We start from the raw sequence: 26,044 nt of genomic DNA, 5'->3' as shown, positions 1-26,044 counted from the left end.
TTGTCTGGGAGCTAAACGAGGTATGAACGATCGGTGAGGTGAGTCATGGTTGATGTGGACACGCCGGATGTTCCGAAGATCAGTGTCGAGTGGTACCAGGACATCGTCGGGTTCGCCGCCGACACCCCGAAACCGGTGCAGTGGTTCGCCGAGCACTTCACCGAGGGCGCGATCCTGCTGCTCGGCGCGCTGTGGCTGATCGCGGCCGTGTCCCGGCTCGGGGGCGGGCCGCGCGACCGCGCGTACGCCCTGGTGTCGCCGGCGCCGGTGGTGCTCGCGTACGGGTGCAGCGAGTTGTTGAAGACGGTGGTGGACCAGGAACGCCCCTGCCGGGCGCTCGCCACCGAGCTCGCCATCATCGCCGGCGAGTGCCCGCCGACGGGCGACTGGTCGTTCCCCAGCAACCACTCCACGATCGCGGGCGGCCTGGCGGTGGCGACGCTGCTGCTGTCCCGCCGGGTCGGCCTGGTGGCGCTGCCGCTGGCGGCGCTGGCCGCGTTCTCCCGCACCTTCGTTGGCGTGCACTACCCGCACGACGTGGTCGCCGGCGTCCTGCTCGGCGCCCTGTTCGCCGCGCTGCTCACCCCGCTGTTCGCCCGCCCCGCCGCCGGGCTGCTGCACCGCCGCGCCCGGCAGGCCGAGCGCCCCGTCCGCGACCCGGCCACCCCGACGTCCCGCCGCTGACCGCCCACGGGGACGGCGGAACCGGGCCCCGGCCGGGGACTGCCTGAACGGGAGACCGCCCGGGTCAGGCGAGGAGGACGGCCAGGGCGGCGAGGGTGCCGAGGACGAGGAACGGGCCGAAGGGAAGGTGGCTGCGCCAGCCGACCCGGCGGGCGGCCAGCAGCGCGACGCCGACCAGCCCGGACAGCAGCAGGGCGAACACCAGCCCGGCGACCAGCGCCGCCCAGCCGTACCAGCCCAGCAGCGCGCCGACGCCGAGCGCCAGCTTGGCGTCGCCGAGGCCGAAGCCGCGCCGGCCGAGCAGCAGTGTGGTGGTGGCGAAGAGGAGCGCCAGCGCGACGCCGGCGGCGGTGGCACGCAGCCAGGGCGCAGGGCCGGCCCCGGCCAGGGCGGCCAGCCCCAGCAGCAGCCAGGTGCCGGCCGCGGCGGGCAGGGTGAGCCGGTCCGGCAGCCGGCGCACGGCCGCGTCGACGAAGACCAGCGGGATCGCCCAGCCCAGCCACCAGGCCGTGGCGGCCAGCACGACGCCGGGCGGCCTGAGCAGCACCAGCGCCCCGACGGCCGCCGCGAGGGCGAGTTCCACCGTGCCGGGCGGCGGACCCACGCGTGCCCCGCACCGCCCGCACCGCGCCGTCGGGCCCAGCGCCGGCCGGGGCCGGGCCAACCCGACCGGGGCGCCGCACGCGTCGCACCCGGTCCGGGTCGCCACCCCCGGCGGTACGGCGTGCCGGATCACGGCGAGCCGGAGCGCCGGGGCGAGCGCGAGGACGGCCAGCAGCCGCGCCCCGCGCGCGGCGGCCTTCGGTGCGGTCGGCTCCGCCACCGCTGGCGGCCCGGTCAGCGTCACGATCGCCCCCGGAGGCCGGCGCCGGTGACGACCACGGTGGGTAGTGCGTCGACTGACCGCCGGTAACGGGCGGAAGGGCCCGCGCCCCTGCCCCACGAAGCGCGGCACAGCGCGCGGAAATGGCGCTTCCACATAAGCGGGAATCCCACCCAGGCGAAATGTCGATGCGTCGGCGCGGGGGACGGATCGGACCAGACACCACGTCCGGGACAACCGCCCGCCACCGCCACGACGCCTCCCCCACCGCGCGCGCTTCCCACGCCGCAGTCCCGCCGATCCCCGCCGCCCGACTCGCCCGCACCAGCCGCTACCACCCGCCGCCACCACCTGCCATCACTCACCGTGTTCGAATGAATTGCCTCTGTCGCATCGGCGATCGTCAGCCTATGCTCGCCCCTTGAGTGTGGTGCAACCCACAGCTAAAAGACGGGACGACGCGGGACATCGCTTTCGTAGAGATCAGTAACGGCAAATGCATCGGCGCTTTCCGACAGGTCCGGATGGTCCCATCCGGTCGCGCCGTCGCATGCCCGGTGGCCGCCAGTCCGGCATCCGGGCGGCCACCGAGGAGGCACGACGTGCGCGGACGGCGGTTCAGCCGATGGGCAACCTGCCTGCTCGCCATCGCGGCGCTCGGCGCGGCCCTGGCCTGCGGCGCCGGGCCCGGGACGGCCCCCGGGGCGGCGACCGCCGGGGACCCTCCCGCCCCCACCCACCGGGCCGCCGACGAGCAGGCGGCGAAGAAGGCGGCGTTGGCCGCGTACGCCGGATATCTCGCCGCCTCCCGCAAGGCGAGCGGGCGCGGCGACCCCCACCATCCGGAGCTGTCCCGGTTCCTCGCCGACCCGCTGCTGACCCGGGTCCGGCTGACCATCCGCAAGGCGAAGGAGCACGGCGCGATGCGTACCGGCACGTTGGTCTCCGACCCCACCGTGACCTCGGTGAGCCTGGATTCGAGCCCGCCGACGGTGGAGATCCAGGACTGCCTGGACGCCACCGGCTACCGGCTGGTCTACGCCAGGGACAAGCGGGTCGTGCCCGGCACCGGCGGAACGCGGCACCTGGCCACCGCCACCGCCACCCGCTTCCCGGACGGTCGCTGGCTGATCAGCGCCGGCGCCGCCCACGAGGACCTGCCGTGCTGACGCGGGCGGGACGGGACGGGCCGGAACTCGTCCCTACCGCCCACGGTGGCGGCCGGGGCGGGACGGCCCGCCGGTCGCTCGCGGGCGTCGGCCTGGCCCTGCTGCTGGCGCTCGGGGCGGCCGTGCCCGCGACCGCCGCGAAGCGCGCGGACCCCGGCGCGGAGTGCCCGCCGGGGCAGAGCGACTGCAGCGTCTGGGACGACGATCCCGGCGACCCGGGCGATCCCGGCGGCGGCGGGGACGACGGCGGGGGCGGCGGCCCGGGCGGCGGGGGCGGCAGCGCCAAGTGCCAGTGGAACGGCCGCACAGTCAAGTGCTACGACAGCGTGCTCGGCTGGTTCAACAACGGCGACGGCTGCTACTACAAGCTCGCCGAGCCTCAGCCCGAGGCCCCTGAGGGCCAGCAGTGGTACGTGCGCACCTGCAACGGCGGCCACCTCGGCTCCCAGACCACGGTCCTGCGCGACGCCCCGCCGCCCGGCTTCGGCGCGCCGCCCGACCCGGAGGAACTCGCCCGCAGGGCGCTGGCGAAGATCACCATCGCGGCGCCCCGGATCGCGGTCGCCCCCCGCCGCCACAACGGTCCCGGCCTGGTCGGGCTGCCGGTCTGGATGTGGGGTCTCAGCGACGATCCCAAGTACTTCGGGCCGGCCCAGGAGGCGTCGGAGAGCGAGCGGGGCCTGACCGTAGGCATCACGGCGAAGTTCGACCGGATCGTCTGGAACATGGGCAACGGCCGCACCGTCACCTGCTCCGGCGCCGGCACCCCGTACCGGGCCGACGGCCCGCTCGCCGGCCGCCCCTCCCCCGACTGCGGCTACGCCAAGGGCTACCCGAAGGCCGGCGACTACCGGGTACGGGCCACGACCTACTGGACGGTGACGTGGGAGGGCGGCGGCCAGAGCGGCGTCATCCCGGTCAACCGGACCACGGGAACGGTCCCGGTCCGGATCAACGAACTACAGGTGGTGGCTCAATGAGTGTGGCGACCAGGAACGGGACCGGGCCGGTGGACGCGCCGGTCGCCCCGCCCCGGGTGGTCCGGCAGCGCCGGATGCGGCCCGGACTGCTCGGCCTGGCCGTGCTGCTGATCGCCCTCGGCGGCCTGGGGGCGGCGTTCGCGGTCACCTCGGTACGCGCCACCGGCAGCTACCTGGCGGTGGCGCGGCCGGTCGAGGTCGGCCGGCAGGTCAGCGCCGACGACCTGGTCCCGGTGCAGGTGGCCGGCGGCCAGGGGCTGGCCCCGGTGCCCGCCGGCCGGCTCGACGAGGTGGTCGGCAAGCGGGCCGCCGTGTCGCTGACCCCCGGCACGCTGCTGACGATGGCCCAGCTCACCGACGACCCACTGCTCGGGCCCGGCCAGCAGCAGGTCGCGCTGGGCCTGGGCCCCGCCGAGGTGCCCGCCCGCAAGCTCCACCCCGGCGACAAGCTCCTGCTGGTCAGCACGCCGGACGGCGACGACGACCGCCCGGCGGGCGCCGCCACCCGGTTCCAGGCGACGGTCATCGACGCCGTCACCTCCGACGACGACGAGGTGGTGGTCTACCTGGCGCTCGCCGTCCGGGACGTGCCGGCCGTCGTCGCGTTGTCCAGCCAGGAGCGGATCGCCCTCGTACTGACCGAGGCGGCCTGACCGTGGCGATCATCGCGCTGGTGTCGGCGAAGGGCTCCCCGGGCGTCACCACCTCCGCCCTGGCCTGCGCCCTGACCTGGCACCGGCGGCTGGTGCTCGCCGAGTGCGACCCGGCCGGCGGGTCGATCCTCGCCGGCTACCTCGGCGGCGCGCTCGACGGCCCCCGGGGCATCGGCGAGCTGGCGGTCGGCGAGCTGCGCGACGGCAACCTGGAGTCGGCGTTCTGGTCGCAACTGGTCGACCTGGACGCGCCGAAGCGGGAGCGGCTGCTGCTGCCCGGCGTCGTCGATCCCGCCCAGGCCGGCAGCGTCACCCCGCTCTGGCAGCGGTTCGCCGACTTCTTCGGCAGCCTGGAGGGCGGCGACCCGCCGTACGACGTGGTGGTGGACTGCGGGCGGCTGCACGTCGTCGGTCCACCGTGGCCGATCCTGCGCGCCGCCTCGGTGGTGCTGCTGGTCAGCGGCGCCCGGCTCCCCGACCTCTCCGGCACCCGGGCCATGGCCAGGACGATCGAGCGGGACTTCGCCGAGCACCGGGTGCCGCCGGGCACCCTGCGGCTGCTGCTGGTCGGCGACGGCCACGGCAACGGCGAGGTCAGCAAGGCGCTGCGGCTGCCGGTCATCGCCCGGATGCCGCACGATCCGCGTACGGCCGAGGTGCTCTGCCTGGGCGGCAACGTGCGGGCCGGGCGGCCCCTGATGCGCGCGGCCGGGGCCCTGGAGGTGCCGGTCGGGGCGCTGCTGGAACGCCGGCGCGCCCGGCTGGCCTGGCCCGTGTCGCAGGGGGTGCCGGATGCGGTTTGAACCGGTCTCCGGCGACCCGCGCCGGCAGCCGCCCGGCGCCACCTCCACGGCACCGCCGCTGACCCCGCCCAACGGCCGGCACCACCCCGTCCCGCTGCCGGTGCCGATCACCGCGCCGAGGCCCGAGCAGCCGCCGCCCCGGCCCCGGGTCGACTTCCAGGTGGTCCGCGAGCTGCGCCGGGAGCTCAGCGAGCGGCTCGCCCTGTGGCAGCGCGGCCGGGAGTTCACCGTCGACGAGGAGGACACCGAGCGCGCCCGGCTCGCGGTGACGGTGGTCGCCGAGTACGCCGACGCGGTGCGACGGGCCGGCACCCCGATGGCGGCCGGCGAGGAGCGGCTCCTGCTCGACCAGGTGACCGCCGAGCTGGCCGGGCTCGGCCGCCTCCAGACGCTGCTGATCGACGACACCATCGAGGAGGTGCACATCCTCGGCTGCGACCAGGTGCGCGTCACCCGCCACGGCGGCGGGGTCGACTGGGTGGAGCCGATCGCCGACAGCGACGACGAGCTGGTGGAGATCCTCCAGGCGGCGGCCCGCCGGGCCGGGGCCACCGAACGCTCGCTGTCGACGTCCAAGCCCACCCTCGACCTGCAACTGCCCGACGGCAGCCGGCTCGCCGCGGTGTTCCTGGTCAGCCACCGCCCGTACGCGGTGATCCGCAAGCACAACACGCTGGACGTGAGCCTCGACGACCTCGCCGGGGGCCGGGGCGACCTGGACGAGATGATCGACCCGCTGGTGCGCGACTTCCTCCGCGCGTCCATGCGCGCCGGGCTGAACATCATGGTGGCCGGGCTCGCGGGCGCCGGGAAGACCACCGTCATCCGGGCGCTGATGGACGAGATCCCGGCCGACGAGCCGTACGTGCTGCTGGAGGAGAGCCGCGAGCTGCTGCCGGCCCGCCGCCGGCTCAAGCACCGGGCGGTGATGAGCTTCGAGGCCCGGGAGGGCCACGGCGAACGCGGGGCGGACGGCCGCCCGGCGGGCGAGGTGAGCATCGCCGACCTGATCCCGGTCTCGCTGCGGATGGGCGTGCTGCGGATCATCGTCGGGGAGGTCCGGTCCCGGGAGATCGTCCCGATGCTCCAGGCCATGACGACCAGCCGCGGCTCGATGTGCACCATCCACGCGCGGACGCCCGCCGGGGTGAGCGAGCGGATCATCGAACTGGCGCTCGCGCACGGCCGGGAGATGACCGTCGACCAGGCCCGCCGGATGGCCGGCAACGCGCTCGACCTGATCGTCTACGTCACCGTCGAGGACGAGACCGCGATCGGCGGGCGCAAGCACCGCTTCGTCTCGCACGTCGAGGAGGTCATCGGCGTCGGCGACAGCAACCGGATCACGACCACCCAGGTGTTCGGGCCCGGGCCGGACGGGCGGGCCGTGCCCCGGCACCTGCCCGAGCGGGTGCGCGCCCAGCTCCTCCGGGTCGGCTACGACGCCCGGCTGCTGAGCCGGTGGATCGAGGCCGGCACGGGCGCGTGGCGGCGGCCCCGGCACACCCGGCTCGGACGGCGGTGACCCCGGTGCCGGACAACGTCGAACTCGTCGCGGTGGCCTCCGGTGCCGCCTGCGTGGCCGGGCTGCTGCTCGCGGTCGTCGCGCTGGTCGGCACCCGCCGGCCTCCCAGCGGTGGGCCCGGCGCGGGTCGTGGGCTCGACCGGCTGTGGAAGGGCTCGGGCCCCACCCCGCGCGAGCAGCGGGCCCACCAGGCGCTGCTGGTCGCCGCCCTGGTCGCGGGCGCGCTGGCCTTCCTCGTCACCGGCCTGCCGGTCGTCGGCCTGCTGGTCGCGGTGGCCGTCCCGGGCACCCCGTGGCTGTTCTCCGTCGGCAAGGCCGAGCAGCGGGCCATCGCCCGCATCGAGGCGGTCGGCGAGTGGACCCGCCGGCTCAAGGACGTCTCCGCCACCGGCCAGGGCCTCCAGCAGACGATCATCGGCACGGTCGCCACCGCGCCCGAGGAGATCCAGGAGGAGGTACGGCTGCTCGCCGCCCGCCTCCAGGCCGGCTGGCTGGCCCGCTCCGCGCTGCTCGCCTTCGCCGACGAGATCGGCGACCCGGTCTGCGACCAGGTGGTGGCCGCGCTGATCCTGCACGTGACCGACCGGGGCGAACGCCTCGGCGACGTGCTCGGCTCGATCGCCGGAGCGGCGGCGGCCGAGGTGGCCACCCGCCGGGAGATCGAGGCGAAGCGCACCCAGCCCCGCTTCGCGGTCCGCTTCCTCACCGGGATGACCCTGGCCACCGTCGCGTACGGGCTGCTCAACACCGAGTACATCAGCCCGTACGGCACGCCCTTCGGGCAGCTCGTGATGGCCGCGCTCGGCGCGGCCTTCGTCGGCCTGCTGGCCTGGGTGCGGTCGATGAGCCAGCCCCGCCGGCCGGCGCGCTTCCTGCCCGCCCCGGACCCGGAGGAGGTGCTCGCGTGAGCGCGAGGAGTGAGCCTGCGAGCCCCGCAGCCGCGAACGAAAGGCAAGCCCCGTGAGCGCGAGGAGTGAGCCTGCGAGCCCCGCAGCCGCGAACGAAAGGCGAGCCCCGTGAACGCCGTGATCCTCAACTGGCAGCTCGCCGTCGCCGTCTGCGGCGGGGCGACGGTCGGGCTGGGCGCCTTCCTGGTGGTCCGCGAGCTGGTGCCGGCCACCCCCGCGCTCGGGCCCGCGCTGCGCCGGCTGCACCAGCCGGCCGGCGCCGGGCAGCTCGCCACGCCCGCCGACCGGCGGCTGGAGTGGCTCACCGGACTGTCCCGCTGGCTGCGGCCACCGCACCGGCAGCTCGCCCTGATCGACCGGACACCCGAGCAGTACGCCCTGTCGATGCTGCTCTCCGCGCTGATCGGGCTCGCCGCGCCGACGCTGCTCGGCGTCACCCTGTTCGCCGTCGGCATCCGGCTTCCGGTGGTCGTACCCGTGCTCGGCAGCCTCGGGCTGGCGCTGCTCTGCGCCCTGATCGCGCACCGGTCGGTGCTGAACCGGGCGGACAAGGCACGCGACGAGTTCCGCCAGGCGGTCTGCACCTACCTCGACCTGGTCGCCCTCCAGCTCTCCGCCGCGCACGGGCCGGTGCAGTCGCTGGAGCGGGCCGCGGCGGTCTGCGACGGCTGGGTCTTCGACCGCATCTCCGAGTCGCTGCGGATCGCGCAGATGCAGATGCACTCGCCGTGGGACGAGCTTCGCGACCTCGCCGAGCGCATCGGCATCGCGGAACTGGGCGACGTCGGGGCGATCATGCGCTCCTCCGGCAGCGAGGGCGCGCAGGTGCACGAGACGCTGCGCAGCCGCGCCGACTCGCTGCGCGACCAGATCCGTACCGACAACCTGGCAAGGGCCGAGGGGGTGACCAGCCGGCTCGACATCCCCGGGGCGCTGCTCGTCTTCGTCCTGCTCGGCTTCGCCGTCTATCCGTTCATCGCCCGCATGTGATCCGTCCCCGAGAGAAGGAGCACGTCATGTCCGTCATCACCCGCCTGCACGTCGCGCTGTCGATACGCCTGGCCGAGCTGCGCGAGGACGGCGAGCGGGGCGACAGCCCCGTACCGACCGCAGTGATCATCTTCGGTCTGGTCGCCGTCGCGATGGCGGTCACCGCCGCCGCGCTCGCGTCCGCCAACGACTGGATGAAAAACATCCCGACCCACCAGGACCCGAAGTAACGCCGGGCCCGTGCGCCGAGCAGACTCCGTCCCGGAACGCCGGGCGGCCACCGCCGCCCGGCGTCCCGTCCCGGCTGCCGCCGGGCGCCTTGTCCCGGCCGTCCGGCGGCGGCTCGTGGTTGGCGGGGTCGACCGGGGGGCCAACCCGGTCGAGTTGGCCGTGGTGATGCCGGTGATCCTGCTGCTGCTCTTCGCCTCGATCCAGACCGCGGCCTGGTTCGTCGCCCGCTCCACCGCGCTCAACGCCGCGCAGAGCGCGGTCAACGCGCAGCGGCTGCACCAGGCGCCGGCGGGGGCCGGTGAGGCCCGGGCCGTCCGGTTCCTGCGGGCCGCCGGCGGCTGGCTCGTCGGCTGGGACGATCCCGCACCGAGCTGCCAGACCACCACGACGGAGGTGACCTGCACGGTGCGCGGGCGGTCCCTGTCCGTCGTACCCGGGGTCAGCTTCCCGGTGCACCAGACGGCGCACGGAACCGTGGAACGGTGGACCACGCCGTGAGCCGTACCGCCGAGCGGGGCTCGGTCTCGATCGAGGTGGCGGTGCTCGCCCCGGCCTTCATCGCGCTGATGGTGCTGGCCGGCGTCGCCGGGCGTACCGCCGTGGCGGCCGAGGCGATCGACGCCGCCGCCCACGACGCCGCCCGCGCCGCCTCGATCTCCCGGGACGCCCGCACCGCCCGCGCCGAGGCCCGGGACGCGGCCCGCCGGCAGCTCGGTTGGCGCGGCCTGAACTGCGCCGGCGCCCCCGAGGTGACCCTCAGCGGCGCGGTACGCGGCGCCCCCACCAGCTTCGACGAGGCGTTCCGCAGCCCGACCGGGCAGGACGCCTCGGTCACCGTCCGTATCGCGTGCACCGTCTCCCACGGTGACCTGCACCTGTCCGTCCTGCCGGGGATGCCCGCCGGCAAGCGTGTGTCGGCGAGCTTCACGTCGCCGCTGGACCGCTACCGGAGCCGGGGATGACCGCCGTGGCCGGCCGACACGACCAGGGCCGGGTGAGCATCTTCCTCGCGGTGGCGATGGTCGGCGTTCTCTCCGTCATCGGCCTGGCCTTCGACGGCGCGGGCCAGCTGCGCACGTTGCAGCGGGCCGACAACCTCGCCGCCGAGGCCGCCCGCGCCGGCGGCCAGGCCATCGACCGGGCCACCGCCATCGAGGGCGGGCCGACCCGGATCAACCGTCCCCAGGCCCGCCGCGCCGTCGCCGACTACCTCGCCGCCGCCGGCGCCGCCGGCCACACCGTCAGCTTCCCGGTCGTCGACGGGGAGACCCGGGTCCGCGTACGCGTCACCGTCACGCACCGCAGATCCATGCTCAGCCTGTTCGGCTTCGACGAGACCGTCACCGTCTCCGGCGAGGCGACCGCGCGGCCGCTCACCGGGGCACCGTAGGAAGGGAAGGCAGCCATGGCCGCATCGGGGCGTTCCGCCGTACGCCGGACCGGACGCATCCTGACCGGGTTCGGCGCGCTCGTCGTGCTCTGCGCGGTGCTGGTCGGCGCGCCGGTGGCGCTGCTCGCCCTCGCCGGCAACCCGTTGCCCGATCACCTGCCCACCGTCGCGGAGATCGGCTCGACGCTGACCAGCCGCGACGACGGGCGGCTGTTCCTGCGGGCGCTGGCGCTGGCCGGCTGGTTCGGCTGGGCCACGTTCGCCTTCTCCGTCCTGGTCGAACTCTGCGCGCAGGCGCTGCGCCGACCCGCGCCCCGGCTGCCGGGAATGAGTCGCCAGCAACGGGCCGCCGCCGCGCTGGTCGGTTCGGTCGCGCTGATCCTCGCGGCCAGCCCCGCGGCGAGCGCGGCGACGGCGGTCGCCGGCCCGTACGCACTGCCGGCGGCGGCCGCGCAGCCGACTGTCGCGGAGGCCGCCTGGCCGGGCCCGGCCGCGCACACCTGGCCCGCCTCGGCCGCTCCGCTCGCCCGGCCCGCCTCGGCCGCCCAGGTCGCCCGGCCACTGTCGGCCGGCCTGCCTGCTCAGCCACCGACGACTGTCCCGGTTGCACGGCCGGCACCGGCCGGCTCCTCCCCGCCGGCCGACTTGTCCGCACGGGTCGACTTGTCCGCCTTGGCCGACTCGGATGACAGCGTGGCGGTCTACCGGGTGGCCCGGGGCGACCACCTGGGCGCCGTCGCCCAGCGCTACCTGGACGAGTTCGCCGACTACCGGGAGTTGGCCGAGCTGAACCGGCTCGGCGACCCCGACCGGATCCACCCCGGCCAGTTGTTGAAGCTGCCCGGGGACGCCGAGGACCGGGGGGCCCGCCGGCACGCCACCGGCCGTCTCGTCGCGCACCCGACCCCGCCCGCTCCCGCCCGGCCGGCCCCGCAGCCGGCGCCGGGGAAGGTCGCTCCCGAACGGGCGACGCCACCCCCACCGGCCGCCGAGGCCCCGGTGCCGCCGCCGGCGGAGACGGACGCCGGTCAGGCCCCGACGGTGACGGTGGGAGCCGCCCGGGCCGGTGAACCCGATCGGGTGAACAGGCCCCTCGCGGTCTCCGCCGTCCTGGCGGTGGCGAGCATCGTCGGCGCGCAGATCGGCGCGGTCCTGGGCCTACGCCGTCGACCGGGCCGCGTACCGGCCGGCGCGGCCCGGACCACGGCCGCCGCCCGCCGTGGCACCGCCGTCGTTCGCGGGGGCACGACCGTCGGCACGGCCACCGGCGCCGACACCTTCGACGGCGGGCTGACCACTGGCAGCCGCGACAGCGATCCGACCGGCCACGGCCGAACCCGGCCGGGCTCGTCCCACGACACCCCGATCGGCCGCCACCGCCGCCCCTGACCCACCCACCACCGATACCGCCTTGCCTCCGGCTCGCCAACCGACAGCGCCCGGGTGATCAAGAGGCCTGGTCACGGCAGGGAGATCGAACTCGACCCAAACTTCTTGATCGCCATCGAAGGTCGGGGCCGGAGGTCGGGGCGGTCAGGGGAGGCGGGTCTCCAGGACGCCGTTGACGACGCGGGTCGGCAGGACCTGCTGGTCGTTGCCGGACGGGCCGTGCACCACCTCACCGCCGTTGAGGCGGAACGCGCTGCCGTGCCACGGGCAGACCACGCAGGCGTGCCCGTCGATCTCCTGCACCTCGCCCTCACCCAGTGGGCCGCTCTGGTGCGGGCAGCGCTCCAGCATCACGGTGACCTCGTCGCCGTGCCGATAGAGGATCACCGAGACGTCGTCGACCTCCCGGGTGATCAGCTTGCGCTCCGGCAGGGCGGACATGTCCGCGATGGAGTGCCAGCCGTCGCTCATCCGGTGCAGCTCGGAGATGCTCTGGTTGACCTGCGCGCCCTGCTTGTACGCCAGGTGCCCGCCGAGGTACGCCCCCATGCTGGCGGCGCCGAGCCCGAGGAAGCCGAGCGTACGGCCGAGGTTGTGCCGGCCGGTCATCCGGGCGGCCACCGAGCCGGCGTAGAACGCCAGGCCGACGCTGTTGGACGCGGCGTGCACCAGGCCGACCCGGCGCTGGTCACGGGCCAGTGCCGCCCAGTCGTTGAGGCCGGCGACCGCGGCCGGGAGGGCGCTGACGGTGCCCACCGTGCACAGGGTGGTGGCGGCCCGGCGCTGTCCCGGCATGAGGTCCAGCACCGCCGTGCTGATCCACGCGCCGACCGGCACCTGCACCATCGCCGGGTGCAGCGGATGGCCCAGCCAGACGCCGTGCAGCAGGTCGCGGACCCGCTGCGGTCGGAGGGTGGCCTGGACGGCGCGCTGCAACCGGTCGCCGACCCGGTCCAGGCCGGATGCCTGTTCGATCTTCGTCAAGAGTGCTCGCACCCGTACCGACTTCCCGGCAGGAGCCGGCGCAAACCGGTCGGCGGTGACGGATCCGCAGCGGTACGTGATCGGGCCCCCACCGACCCGTAACGGGACGCCCCCACCACCGAGGTCAGCGCTCACGTGCCGCCCAGCGGTCGTGGTGGATCGCGTCGGCCAGCGGGCGCCTCTGCCGCCAGCCGTGCCGGGCCAGGTCGGGTACGGGCTCGAAGTGGGTGACCGGCCCGAGGCAGAGCCACGCCACCGGCCGGACCCCGTCGGGGATGCCGAGCAGCCCGGCGAGCCAGGGCTCCCGGTAGAACGACACCCAGCCCACCCCGAGCCCCTCGGCGGTCGCGGCGAGCCAGAGATTCTGGATGGCGAGGCAGGTCGAGTAGAGCCCGGTGTCGGCGATGGCGTGCCGGCCGAGCACGGCGGGGCCGCCCCGAACCTGGTCGTGGGTGACCACCACCGACAGCGTCGACTCCAGGACGCCGTCGATCTTGATGCGGGCGAACCGCTCGGCCGCCTCCCCGTCGAGCGTCGCGGCGAAGGTGTCCCGCTCGGCGCGGACGTGCTCGTGGAACCGGCGGCGCAGCTCCGAGTCGCGCACCAGGACGAAGTCCCAGGGCTGCGAGTAGCCGACGCTCGGCGCCGCGTGCGCCGCCGCCAGCACCCGGTCCAGCGTCTCCTCGGGCACCGGCGCCCCCGTGAACTGGGCGCGTACGTCCCGGCGGCGGTGGATGACGTCGTACAGATCCAAGGCAGGCTCCCGCTGCGCTCGGCCCACGCCACGCCGGACGCGGGCACCGGACGCGAGGCCGGTCTTCGGACTCCCGGATCGACGCCTGGCCGTCCGCCTTCCCGGCCCGGGCGGGCCAGTGGCTGCGCGTACGCGTGGACGGTGGCTCCCCGGTCACCGCGGCGGGCCCGTGCCGGATTCGCACCGGCTTCCCGATTCTCCCCGCTCGCGCGGGGCACCTCACATGATCGTGCCGTCGGGGATGCTAGCGCCGCCCGGCCCGCCCCGGTCCGGCGGGCAGCGCGGTGCGCCCGCGGCAGTGGAAATCCGGTCGCGGGCCGCCCGCTCCGGTACCACTGTGGTCCGGGTGTACGCACTCTCCTCCCGCCCGTTGCCGGCCGGTCGACCGGCGACCCGACTGACCCTCGCGCTGGGACAGCCCCGGGCCGTGCCGCCCCCGCTGCTGATGCTGCTCGGCATGCTCTCCACCCAGGTCGGGGCGGCCGTCGCCAAGCAGCTCTTCGGCAGCACCAGCGCCGGCGGTACGACCACGTTGCGCCTCGGCTTCGCCGCGCTCATCCTGCTGGTCCTGGTCCGGCCGGGGCTGCGCCTGGGCTGGCGTACCGCCGGTCTGGTCGGGGCGTTCGGGCTGGCCCTGGCGGTGATGAACCTCGCCTTCTACGCGGCCCTGCACCGGGTGCCGCTGGGCGTCGCGGTCACCATCGGCTTCGCCGGGCCGCTGCTGGTGTCGCTCGCCGGCAGCCGCCGGCTCGCCGACGTGGCGTGGGCGGCGCTGGCCGGCGGCGGCGTGCTGCTGATCAGCGGGCTCGGCGGGACGGGGGTGGACCGGCTGGGGCTGCTGTGCTGCGTGGCCGTCGCGGTCGGCTGGGCCGGCTACGTGCTGCTCGGCAAGGCGGTCAGCGCCCGCGTGCCGGGCAGCCGGGGCCTCGCGCTGGGGATGGCGGTCGCCGCGCTGGCCGTGCTGCCCTTCGGGGTCGCCGGCAGCGGTACGGCGCTGCTCGACCCGTGGACCCTCGCGCTGGGCGCGGCGGTGGCGCTGCTGTCGTCGGTGCTGCCGTACTCGGCGGAGATGGCGGCGCTGCGCCGGATGCCGGCCCGGGTCTTCGCGGTGCTGCTCAGCCTGGAGCCGGCGATCGGGGCGCTGGTCGGGCTGGTCCTGCTCGGCGAGCTGCTGGCCTGGCCGCAGGTGGCCGGGGTGGCCTGCGTGGTCGGCGCCGCGCTGGGCGCCACCCTGGTCCGCCCGGACCGGTCCGCCCCGCACTGACGCCTGGCGCCGCCGGCACCGCCGGGGGCATGCTGTCGCAATGGGGGTACGCGTCGAACGCGCCGCGGCGGTGACCACGGTGATCCTGGACCGCCCGGCGGCCCGCAACGCGGTCGACGGGCCGACCGCCAGGGCGCTGGCCGACGCGTTCCGCGCCTTCGAGGCCGACCCCGACGCCTCCGTGGCCGTGCTCTGGGGAGCCGGCGGCACGTTCTGCGCCGGGGCCGACCTGAAGGCCATCGGCACCCCGAGCGGCAACCGCGTCGAGGCGCAGGGGGACGGCCCGATGGGCCCGACCCGGATGACGCTCAGCAAGCCCGTGATCGCCGCGATCTCCGGTCACGCGGTGGCCGGCGGGTTGGAACTGGCGCTCTGGTGCGACCTGCGGGTCGCCGAGTCCGACGCGGTGCTCGGGGTGTTCTGCCGCCGCTGGGGGGTGCCGCTGATCGACGGGGGCACGGTCCGGCTGCCCCGACTGATCGGCGAGAGCCGGGCGATGGACCTGATCCTGACCGGCCGGCCGGTGCCGGCCGAGGAGGCGTACGCCATGGGGCTGGTGAACCGGCTGGTCGCGCCGGGAGAGTCCCGGGCGGCGGCCGAGCGGCTGGCCGCCGAGATCGCCCGGCACCCGCAGACCTGCCTGCGCAACGACCGGGCGGCGCTGCTCGCCGGCGCCGGCCTGCCGGAACCGACGGCGCTGGAGGTGGAGCTGGCGTACGGGATGGAGTCGCTGGCCGCCGACGCGGCGGCGGGCGCGGCCCGGTTCGCCGCCGGCGCCGGCCGGCACGGCGCCCCGGCCCACTGACCGGCGGAGGCCCGACCAGCGCGACGCACCGACCGACGGGCCGGGCGGTGCCGGTCACCGGATGTCCGGTGGCCGCACCGCCCGGGAGATCGGCCGCCGCTCGGGCGACCGGGGTGGGTCAGTTGCGGTTGATGGTGAACGTCGAGGTGGTGTTCTGGATGTCCACCGCGTTGTTGCTCAGGCGAAGGTTGTTGAAGGTGACCGACCCGACGGCCGGGCCCTGCCCCGCCTCCGGCATCTGGTTGGCCCAGATGCCGAAGCCGGACTTCGCGTCGTAGGCGTCGCCGCTCTTGCGGGCGCCGCTGATGGAGACGTTGGTGAAGACCGTGTCGGTGATCGGGAACTGCGGCTGCCCACCGACGTAGTTGGTCTGGAACATGATGCCGCTGTAGGTCGGGTCGACGATGTCGACGTCGCTGACCCGGATGCCCTGGAACACCTTCGAGGCGGAGAAGACCCAGATCGCGGGGAAGGTCTGCGCGCCCCAGAAGTGCCCGCCGGCCCGCACGATCGAGATGTTCTCGAACCGCGTGGGCGGGCTGGCGCCGAAGCCGTTCATCGGGTAGCCGAAGTCGAGCGAGCTGATGGTGATGCCGGAGTAGACCAGCGTGTCCGCGATGTGGATGTTGCGGAACGTGTTGCCGTACCCGCCGTAGACGGCCAAGCCGGCGGCACGCCAGGTAAGGGTCGAGGTCAGGTTCTCGTAGATGTTGTCCTTCATGTCCGCGCCGCCCGCGTCGATCGCCGAGAACAGCGCGAAGCTGTCGTCGCCGGTGGCCCGGGCGTCGTTGTTGCTGACCAGGTTGTTGGTGCTGCCGTTGGTCATGTTGATGCCGTCGGCGAACATGTTCCGGATCCGGGAGTTCTTGATCGTCATGTAGTCGGTGTTCGCGCCCCAGTAGAGGCACACCATGTGCTCGTTCCAGATGTTGTCGATCACGATGTTCGACACGTTGGAGAAGTCGAAAACCTTGCCCGGCCCGTCGATCCGCGACGTGTAGTTGCCGAAGTAGGCGAAGTTCGCGAAGGACGACCCGGCCGCCGAGTTCTCGGCCCGGAATCCGATGTCGGTGTTGTCCTGGCCGGACGGCGCGTTGAACCGGGTGTACCAGGGCCCGGCGCCGGTCACCTTGACCGCCTTGCCGTACACCTGGAACTTCGACGCGGTGGAGTAGTTGCCCGCCGGCAGGTACACCCCGACCAGGTTGCCGGTGGTGTCCATCCGCACCCGGTCCAGGGCGTTCTGCACGTCGGAGTGCGTGAAGCCGGTCGGCGTGGTGTAGCGCGCCGGGTCCGGGTTCGCGATCGGCGCCACCTGCTCGGTGTTGATGAAGTCGATGGCGTACGTGGTGGTGTTGGCCGGATCCTTCTGGAGCCGGATCCGGCTGCCGGCCGGCACCGTGGAGTTGAGCATGACGTTGGCTTCGTCGTAGATGTGCCGCGGTCCGCCCGCGCTCGGCGAGTTGCCCGGGCTGGCCTCGTTGCCGTAGAGCCAGGCGTACCGGGACGTCAGGTCGATGGCCTTGTGGAAGCTGCCGTTGACATAGACGTTCAGCGTCGAGTTGATGCCGCCGCCGCCCGGGGCGTCCGGGATGGAGAAGCGGGTGACCAGGGTGTTGGTGCTGGCCCGGGTGGTCCACTCGACGTAGCTGCCGGTCGAGTTGAGGGTCACCGCCCGCCGGCCGGACGCCTCACCGGCGAGGTCGCCGACGGTCCGGTTCGGCCCGACGACGCTGGCGCCGCCACCGACGACGCCGTCCTCGGCCTCGTACATGTCGTACGGCATGTTGGCGCCGCGCCCCACGAAAAGCGCGCGGTCGCTGGTGTTGTTGGCCTGCTTGACCGGCAGCTCGTTGCCGTCGGCCGCGAGCACCACCCGGACGGTGTACTTGCCGTTCGCGGCGGTCCAGGTGCCCAGGTTGACCGGGCCGACCGTGGCCCCGGCGTTGATCACGCCGGAGTACGAGCCGGTCAGGGTACGGACGACCGTGCCCGCCTCGTTGAGCACGGTGAGCGTGATGCCGTGCGCGCCGGACGCGGAGGCGATGCTGCCGGCGTTGCGGATCGACACCGAGAAGCTGACCGTGTTGCCGGCCGCCGGGGTGCCGGGCGACCAGGCCACCGCGGCGGCGACCAGGTCGGAGCTGGCGACCGGGCTGACCACCAGCGGGCTCGGGTTGGTGTAGCTGTTGTTGGTGTCATCCTGCTCGACGACGGTGTTCGACTCGTCGACCTTCGCGCTCAGCGGGTAGCTGCCCGCGTCCCGGGTGCCGATGTTGGCGGTGACCGTGGCCGAGGCGCCGGCCGCCAGGCCGCCGACCGGGGCGGTGCCCACCCGGTTGGTGCCGAGGTAGAAGTTGACGTTGGTGGCGCCGGAGGCCGCCGAGCCGGCGTTGCGGACGGTGGCCGAGAGCGTGACGGCGCTCGTCTCCACGGGCGCGGACGGGCTGAACGACATGCCGGTCACGGTCAGGTCCGGGTTGGGCGCCGGGGTGCCGATGACCTGGAACTCGGCGATCTGCCCGGCCGGGGCGCCGGTGTTCGAGGCGATCGAGAGCCGCACGTCGGCCGCCGCGCCGGAGACCGGGATGGTCACGGTGTTGCCGCTGGCCGGGTTGAAGGCGTAGTTCGCCGCAGCGACCCGGGTGGTGAAGGTCGAGGAGCCCTGGTCCCGGCCGAGCACGGTGATGTTCTGGGTACGCGCCCCCCAGGCGGAGTCCGGGTTCAGCTTCAGCACGACCTGGCTGAGGCTGGCGTTGGCGCCGAGCTGCACGGTCAGCGTGCTCGGGTTGCCGTTGCCCTCCCAGTAGGTGGCCACGTTGTTGTCGTTGGCGTTGCTCGCCACGAACGTGTGCACGTGCCCGGAGGCGGTGATCGGCTTGCCGACCGCCAGGTTGGTGCCGACGGGCGGGTTGCCGGTGCCGGTCCGGGTCACGGTGTTGCTGTTCGCCGACTGGTTGCCGGCGGCGTCCCGGGCCCGGACGTGGTAGGAGACCGTGGCCGTGGTCGGCTGGCTGTCGGTGTACGTCAGCGTGGACCCGTTGACGCTGCCGCGCAGCGCGCCGTTGGCGTAGACGTCGTACCCGGTCACCCCGACGTTGTCCGTGGACGCGGACCAGGTGAGCCGGATCTGGCCGCTGACGGGCTGGGTGTACGCCAGGTTGCCGGGGACGCTGGGGGCCTGGGTGTCGGGGTTGCCGGCGGCGCCGTAGACCTCGACCTCGGAGAGTTGGGCTGCCGGCCAGCCGGTGTTGCCGGTGACCTGCACCCGCACGTACCGGGTGCTGGTCGCGGCGAAGCTGACGGTGACGGTGTTGCCGGTGGCGGGGTTGAAGGTGTAGCCGCCGGACGCCTTCAGGGTGCTGAACGACGAGCCGGTGGTGGAGCCGAGCACCGACAGCGTCTGGGTGCGGGTCTGCCAGGCCGACGACGGCGGCAGCTTGAGCACCACCCGGTCGACGTTGACGGTGGCGCCGAGGTCGGCCTGGATCCACTGCGGGAACGCGTTGTTGGCGCTCTCCCAGTAGGTGTCGGCGTTGCCGTCGTTGGCGTTGCTCGCCACGTAGTTCTGGTTGTGGCTGCTGGCGCTCATGGTGGCGGAGAGCCCGGCGAGCAGGGCGGCGCGGGCGGCGGTCGCGGCCGGGTCCGCCGGTGGCGCGGCGGCCGCCGGGGTCACGGCCGGGACGGCGGTGAGGAGCAGCCCGGCGAGCACGCCGGCGAGCAGCCGTCGGTGGGCCGGGCGGGTGGACCGGGGGACGGGACGGCGCGCGCCGGTCGGCGCGGTCCCGGGTCTGGTGCCGAGTCTGGACATGGGTCGCTACACCTCTTTCGGGGGTGGGGTGCGGGTGCGTTGCCCGGTGACGGGCGCAGGGGTACGCCCGTCGTGCCGCGACAGGTGGGGGACGGTGCGGGACGGGGGTCGGGGCGGCGCTGCGCCGGGCCGCCCGGACCGGGGTGGCCCCCGCCCGGGACGGGCGGGGGCCACCGGGCTAGCTGGAGTAGACCTCGAACTCGCTGAGCTGGCCGGCGGGCCAGCTGCTGTTGCCGGTGAACGTCAGCCGCAGGTACCGCTGGCTGGTCGCCGCGAAGGTCACGGTGACCGTGTTTCCGCTGGCCGGGTTGAAGGTGTAGCCGGCGGACGCCTTCAGGGTGGTGAACGACGAGCCGGTGGTGGAGCCGAGCACCGACAGCGTCTGGGTGCGGGTCTGCCAGGCCGAGGACGGCGGGAGCTTCAGCACGACCCGGGACACCGTCCGGTTGGCGCCCAGGTCCACCGTCACCGACTGCGGGAAGGCGTTGTTGGCGCTCTCCCAGTAGGTGTTCGGGTTGCCGTCGACCGTGTTGGCCGCCACGTACACGTCGGCGTGGCTGGTCTCCGCGGCCGGTCGGCCGAGCGCCAGGTTCCCGGTCGGCGGCGGCGTGGTCGGGGGCGGGGTGGTGGGGCCGCCGCCGTACACCTCGAACTCGGAGAGCTGCGCCGCCGGCCAGCCCGTGTTGCCGGTGACGGTCAGCCGGACGAACCGGCGCTCGCCGGCCGGCACGCTGATCGACACCGTGTTGCCGCCGGCCGGGTCGAACGTACGTCCGGCCGACGCGGCGAGGGTGGCCCACGAGGAGCCGTCGGTCGAGCCGAGCACCGACAGCGTCTGGGTGCGGCGCTCCCAGCCGGCGGGCAGCTTCAGCACCACCCGGTCGACGGTGCGCGCCGCGCCCAGGTCGACGGTCAGCGACTGCGGGAACGCGTTGTTGGCGCTCTCCCAGTAGCTGGCCGCGTTGCCGTCCACCGCGTTCGCCGCGCCGTAGTTCTGGTTGGTGCTGGTCGCGGTCGCCGGCCGGCCCTGCGCCAGGTTCCCGCCGGTCGGGGGCGGGGTGGTCGGCGGGGGCGTGGTGGGCGGCGGGGTGGTCGGGGGCGCGGTGGTCGGCGGCGTCGTCGTCGGGGGCGGGCTGGTCGGCCCACCGCCCCACTGCGGCTCCGGCCACGGCCCGCAGTACGGCGTCGACGTCTTCCAGCCGGAGTTGCCGGTGCCCTGGGTGATCTGGAAGCCGCTGCCGACGCAGTTGTGCATCGGGTTGGCCTGGGCGATCCCGGTGGCCCGCACGTTGGTGAAGGAGACCTGGCTGGGCGCCTGCACCTGGAGGGCGTACGTGCCCGCGCCGTCGATCCGTACGTTGTTGAAGCTGATCCCGCTGGACTGCCCCTCGATCCAGTGCAGCGCCGCGTACGAGCTGTCCAGGATGTCGGTGTCGGTCACGTTGATCGCCGCGCCCTGGATGGGCTCGTTCAGCGCGGAGAACCAGATCGCGCCGACGCCGAAGCGCCAGTTGTAGTCCGAGTTGCCGTTGCGGATCAGGGTGTTCCGGGCGACGGTGATCGTCCCGGAGACGGCGGTCGGGCCGGTCACGCCCGGGTAGCGGTTGGCGACGTGGATGCCGCCGCCGTTGGTGACCGAGTCGGCGGTGACGTTGTCGGTGATCTTGATGTCCCGCCCGCCGTAGGTCACCAGGTGGTTGGCGAGGATCGTCACGCCGATCGTGTTGCGGGTGAAGGAGTTGTTCACGTTCGGCACGCTCTGCGCCCACATGGCGAGGGCGTCGTCACCCGTGTTGCGCACGAACGTGTTGGTCACCGTGGAGTTGGTGACGCCCCAGTGGAAGTTCACCCCGTCGGCGGTCTGGTCGAGGATCCGGCTGTTGCGGATGGTGAAGTTGTCCATCGGGCCGTCCATCCAGGCCCCGACCTTGGTGTGCTGCATCCAGACGTTGTCGACCACCGAGTTCGACATCGCCCCGCCGATGGCGTTGACCTGGTCCTCGTCCACCCGCTCCCGGATGTCGCCGATGATCGCGAAATCGCGCAGCGTGACGTTGCGGCTGGGACCGCCGGCCTCGTGCGGCCGGATCTCGCCGCTGTAGCCGCCGCCGGGGACGTACTTGCCGTAGATGCCGGCGGCCCGCTTGCGGTCGGTCGGGTGCCGCCCGCCGAGCACCGAGTACCACGGGCCCGCCCCGCGCAGGGTCACCCCGTCCACGACGACATGGTCCCAGAGCGTGAACGTACCGGTCGGGATCCAGACGGCCCGCCCCTGGGCCCGGCCGGCGTCCACCGCCGCCTGGAACCTGGCGGTCGAGTCGGTCGCGCCGGTCGGGTCGGCGCCGAAGTCGGTGACCACGTCGAGCACGCCGGTCGGCTTCGCGATGGGCCCGCCGACCAGCTCGAAGTCGGCCAGGTCGATGGTGAACGTCGGCGACTGGGCGGTCGAGGAGACCTGGAGCCGGATCTTCGTGCCGGCCGGGTACGTGGTCCCGAACATGGTCCGGGTCTCGTCGTAGAAGTGGTGCGGGTTGGTGTCGCCCGGGTTGTTGTTGAACGGGTAGCCACCGTAGTACCAGCCGTACCGCGAGGTGACCGGCACCGCCTTGACCAGCGTGCCGTTGGCCCGCAGGTCGATGCTGGCGTCCCGGCCGGTGCCGGCGGCGTTGTCCGGCAGGCTGTAGCGGAAGGTCACCGCGTTGGCGGGCGCGGTGAGGGTGAACTCGACGTACTCGCCCACGGCGTCGAGGGTGACGGCCTCCCGGCCGGACGCCTCGGACGGCAGCATGCCGTAGCGCCGGTCCGGGCCGATCCTCGTGCCGGTGTGCGCGACCTCCTCCGCCTCCTGCTCGACGAACGGGACGGTGGCGCCCCGCCCCGGGATGTCGAACGGCGAGAGTCCCGCCGCGCGGGCCGGGGTCGCGGTGGTGGTCAGCGCGACGACGGAGATCGAGGCCGCCGCGAGGGCGGTTCCGGTGAGGGCGGCGAGCCCCGCGCGGATGCGGTGTCTTCGCTGGTGGTGCGGGGTGGTGTGGTCGGCCATGAGCGGCGCTCCCTTTCCTGAGGTGGCCAGGTCCCCCGTGTCGTGCGGTTCGGTGCGGTGCGCGTACCTCCCTGTCGGCCTCGGTCTGCGCGGGGCCTGCGGGTGGCGGTGCCGGCGGCCGGGACGGGCCGCCGGCACCGTCGGGTCAGGCCGTTCCGGGCGTCGGGTCCGTCCCGCGCGTCGCGGTGGGCGCCGCCTCGGCGGTACGCAGCCAGACGGCGGTGTCCGGGGGCAACCGGTCGTCGTCGAGCGGCCCGCTGGTCAGCAGCCGGTCGGTGTGGGGCGGCAGCGGCACCGCCGTGTCCGACAGGTTGACCAGGCAGGCGAAGCCGGGTTCCCGCCGGAACGCGAGCACCCCCTCGGGGGCGGGCAGCCAGGTCAGCCCCCCGTCGCCGAGTGCCGGCTCGGCCCGCCGGACGGCGAGGGCGGCCCGGTACAGCTCCAGCATCGAGTGGACGTCGCCGGTCTGGGCGCGGGCGGTGCGGTCCTTCCAGTCGGCCGGCTGGGGCAGCCAGGGTTCGGCCGCCGCGTCGTCGGGGCTGAAGCCGAACGGCGGCGTCTCGCCGGACCAGGGGATCGGGACGCGGCAGCCGTCCCGGCCGGGATCGACCCCGCCGGAGCGGAAGTGCATGGGGTCCTGCCGCAGCTCACGCGGAATGTCCTCGACCTCCCAGAGGCCCAGTTCCTCGCCCTGGTAGACGTACGCGGCGCCGGGCAGCGACAGCGACAGCAGCGCGGCGGCCCGGGCCCGGCGGGTGCCCAGCTCCAGGTCGGTGGGGGTGCCCTCGCGCTTGGCGGCGAAGCTGAACGTGGTGTCCGCCCGGCCGTAGCGGGTGACGTGCCGGGTGACGTCGTGGTTGGAGAGCACCCAGGTGGCCGGGGCGCCGACCAGCGCGTGCACGCTGAGCGTCCCGTCGATGCTCTCGCGCAACGCCGAGGCGTCCCAGGCGCAGCCGAGGAAGTCGAAGTTGAACGCCGCGTGCAGCTCGTCCGGGCGCAGGTAGTTGGCGAACCGCTGCCGGTCCGGCATCCACACCTCACCGATCAGTGCCCGGTCGCCGGGGTACTCGTCGGCGATCCGTCGCCAGTCGCGGTAGATGTCGTGCACCCCGTCGAGGTCGCGGAACGGGTGCGGCCGGTCCGGCAGGGTCTCGGGCAGCGTGCCGTCCTTGACCAGCAGCCCGGCCGAGTCGATCCGGATGCCGTCCACGCCGCGGTCGAACCAGAACCGCAGGATGTCCTCGAACTCGGCCCGCACCCTGGGGTGCTCCCAGTTGAAGTCCGGCTGCTCCGGGGCGAACAGGTGCAGGTACCAGTCGCCGGGGGTGCCGTCCGGGTTGGTGGTCCGGGTCCAGGTCTCGCCGCCGAACTCGCCGACCCAGTCGGTGGGCCGCTGGTCGCCGTTCGGGCCCCGGCCGGGGCGGAACCAGAACAGGTCCCGCTCGGGCGCGCCCGGCCCGCCGGCGAGCGCCGCCTGGAACCAGGGGTGCGCGTCGGAGCAGTGGTTCGGCACCACGTCGACGATGGTCCTGATGCCGAGGGCGTGCGCCTCCGCGATCAGCGCCTCCGCCTCGGCCAGCGTGCCGAAGACCGGATCGATGTCGCGGTAGTCCGCCACGTCGTAGCCGGCGTCGGCCATCGGGGACGGGTACCAGGGGCTGAACCAGATCGCGTCGACGCCGAGCGCGGACAGGTAGTCCAGCCGCGACCGGATGCCGGCGATGTCGCCGATGCCGTCGCCGTCGCCGTCGGCGAAGCTACGCGGGTACACCTGGTAGATCACCGCTCCACGCCACCACGGACCGTTGTCTGCTCTGGACACGAGCACCTGCTTTCTGCGTCAGTGCGTCGGCGGGTTCGCCGGACCTTGATGTGTCCCGGGCGAACGGTCGTTGTCCGCCGCGGAAGGTTGCGCCGGGGGCTATCCCTTGAGGCTGCCCGTGGTGAGGCCGGACATGATGTTCCGCTGGAAGATCAGGAAGACGATGACGGTCGGGATCGCGGCGATGACCGAGGCGGCGACCACCACGTTCATGGGCGTACCGCCCGAGAAGGCGTAGATGCCGACGCTGACCGTCCGGGTCTCGGGTGACGGCATGACCAGCTTCGGCCAGAGGAAGTCCTTCCAGACCGCGGTCACGGCGAAGATCGAGACCACGCCGAGGATGGGGCGCGACATCGGCAGGATGATCGACCAGAGCGTGCGCAGCGGGGTCGCCCCGTCCATGAGGGCCGCCGCCATCAGCTCCTCCGGGATCGAGTCGAAGAACCGCTTCAGGAGGAAGATGTTGAACGCGTTCGCGACCAGGGGCAGCCAGATCGCGAACGGCGAGTCGAGCAGGTTGACGTGCAGGATCGGCAGGTCGATCACGGTCACGTACTGCGGGACGATGAGGACCATCGCCGGGATCATCAGCGTCGCCAGCATCAGGCCGAGGATCACGTTGCCGAAGACCGGGCGGAGCTTCGACAGGGAGTACGCCGCGGCGGTGTCGAGTACGAGCTGGAACAGCACCGCGCCGGTCGCGTAGTAGAACGTGTTGAACAGCAGCTTGGCGAGATCCAGGTTGTGCCACGCGTCGACGTAGTTCTGCCACTGGGGATCCTGCGGGAACAACGACGGCGGGGTCTGCGCGATCTCCTGGCCCGACTTGAGCGCGCCGGTGACCATCCAGTAGAGCGGCCCGAGGAAGACGAGCGTGAATCCCGCCACGACGACGGCGAGCAGCGTCCAGTAGATCACCCTGCCGCGCCCCCGCCTGAGCTGGGCGTGGGAGACGAGTGTCCGGGTCCCGGAGTCCTGTGCCATTCCGCGTCCGTCCTAGTCCTGTTTCGCAGTCAGCCGCACGTAGACGGCGGAGAAGCCGGCCAGCACCACGAGCATGATCACGCCGAGCGCGGCGGCGCCGTTGAGGTCGTTCTGGAAGAAGCCGTGCTGGTAGATGAGGTACGCGACCGAGGTCGCCGAGTCCTCCGCGCCCGCGCCGTTGGCGAGGATCAGCGGCTCGATGAAGAGCTGCATGGTGGCGACGATCTGGAGCATCGCCAGGAGCGCGAGGATCAGCCGGGTCTGCGGGATGGTCACGTGCCGGATCCGCCGCCAGATCCCGGCGCCGTCCAGCTCGGCCGCCTCGTAGAGTTCGCCGGGGATGTTCTGCAACGCCGCCAGGTAGATCAGCACCGCGCTGCCCATGTTCATCCAGGTCGACGCGAGCACCATCGCGGGCATCGTCATCTCGGGGGACTGCATCCACTGCGACGTCGGCAGGTGCAGCGCCTTGAGGATCGCGTTGAAGAGCCCCGCGTCGCTGGGGTCGTACGCGTAGAACTTGAACAGGAAGAGCGCCGAGGCCGGCGGCAGCATCACCGGCAGGTAGACCAGGATCCGCAGGTACCCCTTGGCGTGGCGGAACTCGTTGAGCAGGATCGCCACGAAGAACGGCACCACGTAGCCGAGGACGAGCGCGAGGACCGTGAAGGAGAACGTGTTCTTCCAGGCCGTCCAGAAGCTCGGGTCGGCCATGATGCGCGTGTAGTTGTCCCAGCCCACCCAGGTGGTCTCGCCGCGCCGGGTGCGCTGGAAGCTCATCACGATGCCGCGGACCATCGGGTACCAGGAGAAGACCGCGAAGCAGAGCACCGCCCCGATCAGGAACGCGTGGCCGGTGAGGTTGTCCCGCACCTTGCGGCCGAGGCTCGTACGCTGCGGCCGTACCGGGGACGGCGGCGCGGGACGACCCGCTTCTCTGGTGGCCCCCGGGGCGGAGATGATCGCCAAGGCAACTCCTGGTGAGTCAGTGACCGGACGTGCGGTGCGGACTTGGGTGGGAGCCGGCGC

General features: G+C 73.7%; 23 protein-coding genes and 1 riboswitch. Of the genes, 15 read left to right on the top strand and 8 right to left on the bottom strand.

Going from position 1 to position 26,044, the window contains the following annotated elements:
* The first annotated feature begins 45 nt into the window (after window positions 1–45).
* Entirely contained in the window at window positions 46–684 is a 639-nt protein-coding gene (locus ACFHW0_RS27940) for a phosphatase PAP2 family protein (RefSeq protein WP_416612359.1), read from the top strand.
* A gap of 64 nt (window positions 685–748) precedes the next feature.
* Here ACFHW0_RS27940 and ACFHW0_RS27935 read toward each other — a convergent pair whose 3' ends face one another.
* A complete protein-coding gene (locus ACFHW0_RS27935; protein ID WP_416612388.1) occupies window positions 749–1,507 on the bottom strand; it encodes a prepilin peptidase in 759 nt (252 codons plus the stop codon).
* 602 nt (window positions 1,508–2,109) lie between these two features.
* Here ACFHW0_RS27935 and ACFHW0_RS27930 point away from each other — a divergent pair.
* The 12 genes from ACFHW0_RS27930 to ACFHW0_RS27875 all read left to right on the top strand — a co-directional run bounded on the left by ACFHW0_RS27930 (window position 2,110) and on the right by ACFHW0_RS27875 (window position 11,545).
* A complete protein-coding gene (locus ACFHW0_RS27930; RefSeq protein WP_416612356.1) occupies window positions 2,110–2,676 on the top strand; it encodes a hypothetical protein in 567 nt (188 codons plus the stop codon).
* Window positions 2,670–3,656 (top strand): hypothetical protein, encoded by a 987-nt coding sequence (locus ACFHW0_RS27925; protein ID WP_416612354.1) that lies wholly within the window; start codon window positions 2,670–2,672, stop codon window positions 3,654–3,656. The genes ACFHW0_RS27930 and ACFHW0_RS27925 overlap by 7 nt, the downstream gene beginning before the upstream one ends.
* Window positions 3,653–4,309 carry an SAF domain-containing protein gene (locus tag ACFHW0_RS27920; RefSeq protein WP_416612351.1) on the top strand — a complete coding sequence of 219 codons (657 nt, stop codon included), beginning with the start codon at window positions 3,653–3,655 and terminating at the stop codon, window positions 4,307–4,309. Before ACFHW0_RS27925 ends, ACFHW0_RS27920 begins: the two co-directional genes overlap by 4 nt.
* Before the next feature lie 2 nt (window positions 4,310–4,311).
* On the top strand, window positions 4,312–5,112 hold the full coding sequence (locus ACFHW0_RS27915) for a ParA family protein (protein WP_416612349.1): 801 nt from the start codon (window positions 4,312–4,314) through the stop codon (window positions 5,110–5,112).
* Window positions 5,102–6,637, top strand: a complete 1,536-nt coding sequence (locus ACFHW0_RS27910; protein WP_416612346.1) for a CpaF family protein — start codon at window positions 5,102–5,104, stop codon at window positions 6,635–6,637. The genes ACFHW0_RS27915 and ACFHW0_RS27910 overlap by 11 nt, the downstream gene beginning before the upstream one ends.
* The gene (locus ACFHW0_RS27905; RefSeq protein WP_416612344.1) at window positions 6,598–7,545 is read left to right on the top strand and encodes a type II secretion system F family protein; all 948 of its coding nucleotides are present in this window, start codon (window positions 6,598–6,600) and stop codon (window positions 7,543–7,545) included. The genes ACFHW0_RS27910 and ACFHW0_RS27905 overlap by 40 nt, the downstream gene beginning before the upstream one ends.
* A 120-nt stretch (window positions 7,546–7,665) precedes the next feature.
* The gene (locus ACFHW0_RS27900; protein WP_416612386.1) at window positions 7,666–8,535 is read left to right on the top strand and encodes a type II secretion system F family protein; all 870 of its coding nucleotides are present in this window, start codon (window positions 7,666–7,668) and stop codon (window positions 8,533–8,535) included.
* Window positions 8,536–8,561: 26 nt separating this feature from the next.
* The gene (locus tag ACFHW0_RS27895; RefSeq protein WP_416612342.1) at window positions 8,562–8,765 is read left to right on the top strand and encodes a hypothetical protein; all 204 of its coding nucleotides are present in this window, start codon (window positions 8,562–8,564) and stop codon (window positions 8,763–8,765) included.
* 115 nt (window positions 8,766–8,880) lie between these two features.
* Window positions 8,881–9,264: a TadE family protein gene (locus ACFHW0_RS27890; RefSeq protein WP_416612384.1), complete on the top strand. Its 384-nt coding sequence runs from the start codon at window positions 8,881–8,883 to the stop codon at window positions 9,262–9,264.
* Complete coding sequence (locus ACFHW0_RS27885; protein ID WP_416612341.1) at window positions 9,249–9,728, top strand: TadE/TadG family type IV pilus assembly protein; 480 nt, start codon at window positions 9,249–9,251, stop codon at window positions 9,726–9,728. The genes ACFHW0_RS27890 and ACFHW0_RS27885 overlap by 16 nt, the downstream gene beginning before the upstream one ends.
* The gene (locus ACFHW0_RS27880; RefSeq protein WP_416612339.1) at window positions 9,725–10,156 is read left to right on the top strand and encodes a pilus assembly protein TadG-related protein; all 432 of its coding nucleotides are present in this window, start codon (window positions 9,725–9,727) and stop codon (window positions 10,154–10,156) included. The genes ACFHW0_RS27885 and ACFHW0_RS27880 overlap by 4 nt, the downstream gene beginning before the upstream one ends.
* 15 nt (window positions 10,157–10,171) lie before the next feature.
* Window positions 10,172–11,545 carry a LysM peptidoglycan-binding domain-containing protein gene (locus tag ACFHW0_RS27875; RefSeq protein WP_416612337.1) on the top strand — a complete coding sequence of 458 codons (1,374 nt, stop codon included), beginning with the start codon at window positions 10,172–10,174 and terminating at the stop codon, window positions 11,543–11,545.
* A gap of 144 nt (window positions 11,546–11,689) precedes the next feature.
* On the opposite strand, the gene ACFHW0_RS27870 is transcribed toward ACFHW0_RS27875, so the two are convergent.
* Window positions 11,690–12,541, bottom strand: coding sequence for a Rieske 2Fe-2S domain-containing protein (locus tag ACFHW0_RS27870; protein WP_416612335.1), 852 nt, complete (start codon window positions 12,539–12,541; stop codon window positions 11,690–11,692).
* 112 nt (window positions 12,542–12,653) lie between these two features.
* A complete protein-coding gene (bluB, locus tag ACFHW0_RS27865) occupies window positions 12,654–13,283 on the bottom strand; it encodes a 5,6-dimethylbenzimidazole synthase (RefSeq protein WP_416612333.1) in 630 nt (209 codons plus the stop codon).
* Between the two features lie 38 nt (window positions 13,284–13,321).
* A riboswitch (cobalamin riboswitch) is annotated at window positions 13,322–13,520 on the bottom strand.
* A gap of 109 nt (window positions 13,521–13,629) precedes the next feature.
* Here bluB and ACFHW0_RS27860 point away from each other — a divergent pair.
* Both ACFHW0_RS27860 and ACFHW0_RS27855 read left to right on the top strand, forming a co-directional pair.
* Window positions 13,630–14,547, top strand: a complete 918-nt coding sequence (locus ACFHW0_RS27860) for an EamA family transporter (protein WP_416612331.1) — start codon at window positions 13,630–13,632, stop codon at window positions 14,545–14,547.
* A gap of 40 nt (window positions 14,548–14,587) precedes the next feature.
* Complete coding sequence (locus ACFHW0_RS27855) at window positions 14,588–15,352, top strand: crotonase/enoyl-CoA hydratase family protein (RefSeq protein ID WP_416612328.1); 765 nt, start codon at window positions 14,588–14,590, stop codon at window positions 15,350–15,352.
* 118 nt (window positions 15,353–15,470) lie between these two features.
* Here ACFHW0_RS27855 and ACFHW0_RS27850 read toward each other — a convergent pair whose 3' ends face one another.
* The 5 genes from ACFHW0_RS27850 to ACFHW0_RS27830 all read right to left on the bottom strand — a co-directional run bounded on the left by ACFHW0_RS27850 (window position 15,471) and on the right by ACFHW0_RS27830 (window position 25,984).
* Window positions 15,471–19,163 (bottom strand): discoidin domain-containing protein, encoded by a 3,693-nt coding sequence (locus ACFHW0_RS27850; protein ID WP_416612325.1) that lies wholly within the window; start codon window positions 19,161–19,163, stop codon window positions 15,471–15,473.
* Between the two features lie 178 nt (window positions 19,164–19,341).
* Entirely contained in the window at window positions 19,342–22,206 is a 2,865-nt protein-coding gene (locus ACFHW0_RS27845) for a discoidin domain-containing protein (protein WP_416612323.1), read from the bottom strand.
* Between the two features lie 145 nt (window positions 22,207–22,351).
* On the bottom strand, window positions 22,352–24,028 hold the full coding sequence (locus ACFHW0_RS27840) for a glycoside hydrolase family 13 protein (protein ID WP_416612321.1): 1,677 nt from the start codon (window positions 24,026–24,028) through the stop codon (window positions 22,352–22,354).
* A 99-nt stretch (window positions 24,029–24,127) separates the two neighbouring features.
* The gene (locus tag ACFHW0_RS27835; RefSeq protein WP_416612320.1) at window positions 24,128–25,015 is read right to left on the bottom strand and encodes a carbohydrate ABC transporter permease; all 888 of its coding nucleotides are present in this window, start codon (window positions 25,013–25,015) and stop codon (window positions 24,128–24,130) included.
* Between the two features lie 12 nt (window positions 25,016–25,027).
* Window positions 25,028–25,984, bottom strand: coding sequence for a carbohydrate ABC transporter permease (locus tag ACFHW0_RS27830; protein WP_416612317.1), 957 nt, complete (start codon window positions 25,982–25,984; stop codon window positions 25,028–25,030).
* Window positions 25,985–26,044: the final 60 nt, after the last annotated feature.

The sequence above is a fragment of the Micromonospora sp. LOL_025 genome, assembly GCF_048060285.1.
Classification (GTDB): Bacteria; Actinomycetota; Actinomycetes; order Mycobacteriales; family Micromonosporaceae; genus Micromonospora.
The sequence above is the reverse complement of the archived record's forward strand: the minus strand, read 5'-3'. Positions and strand labels throughout refer to the sequence as shown.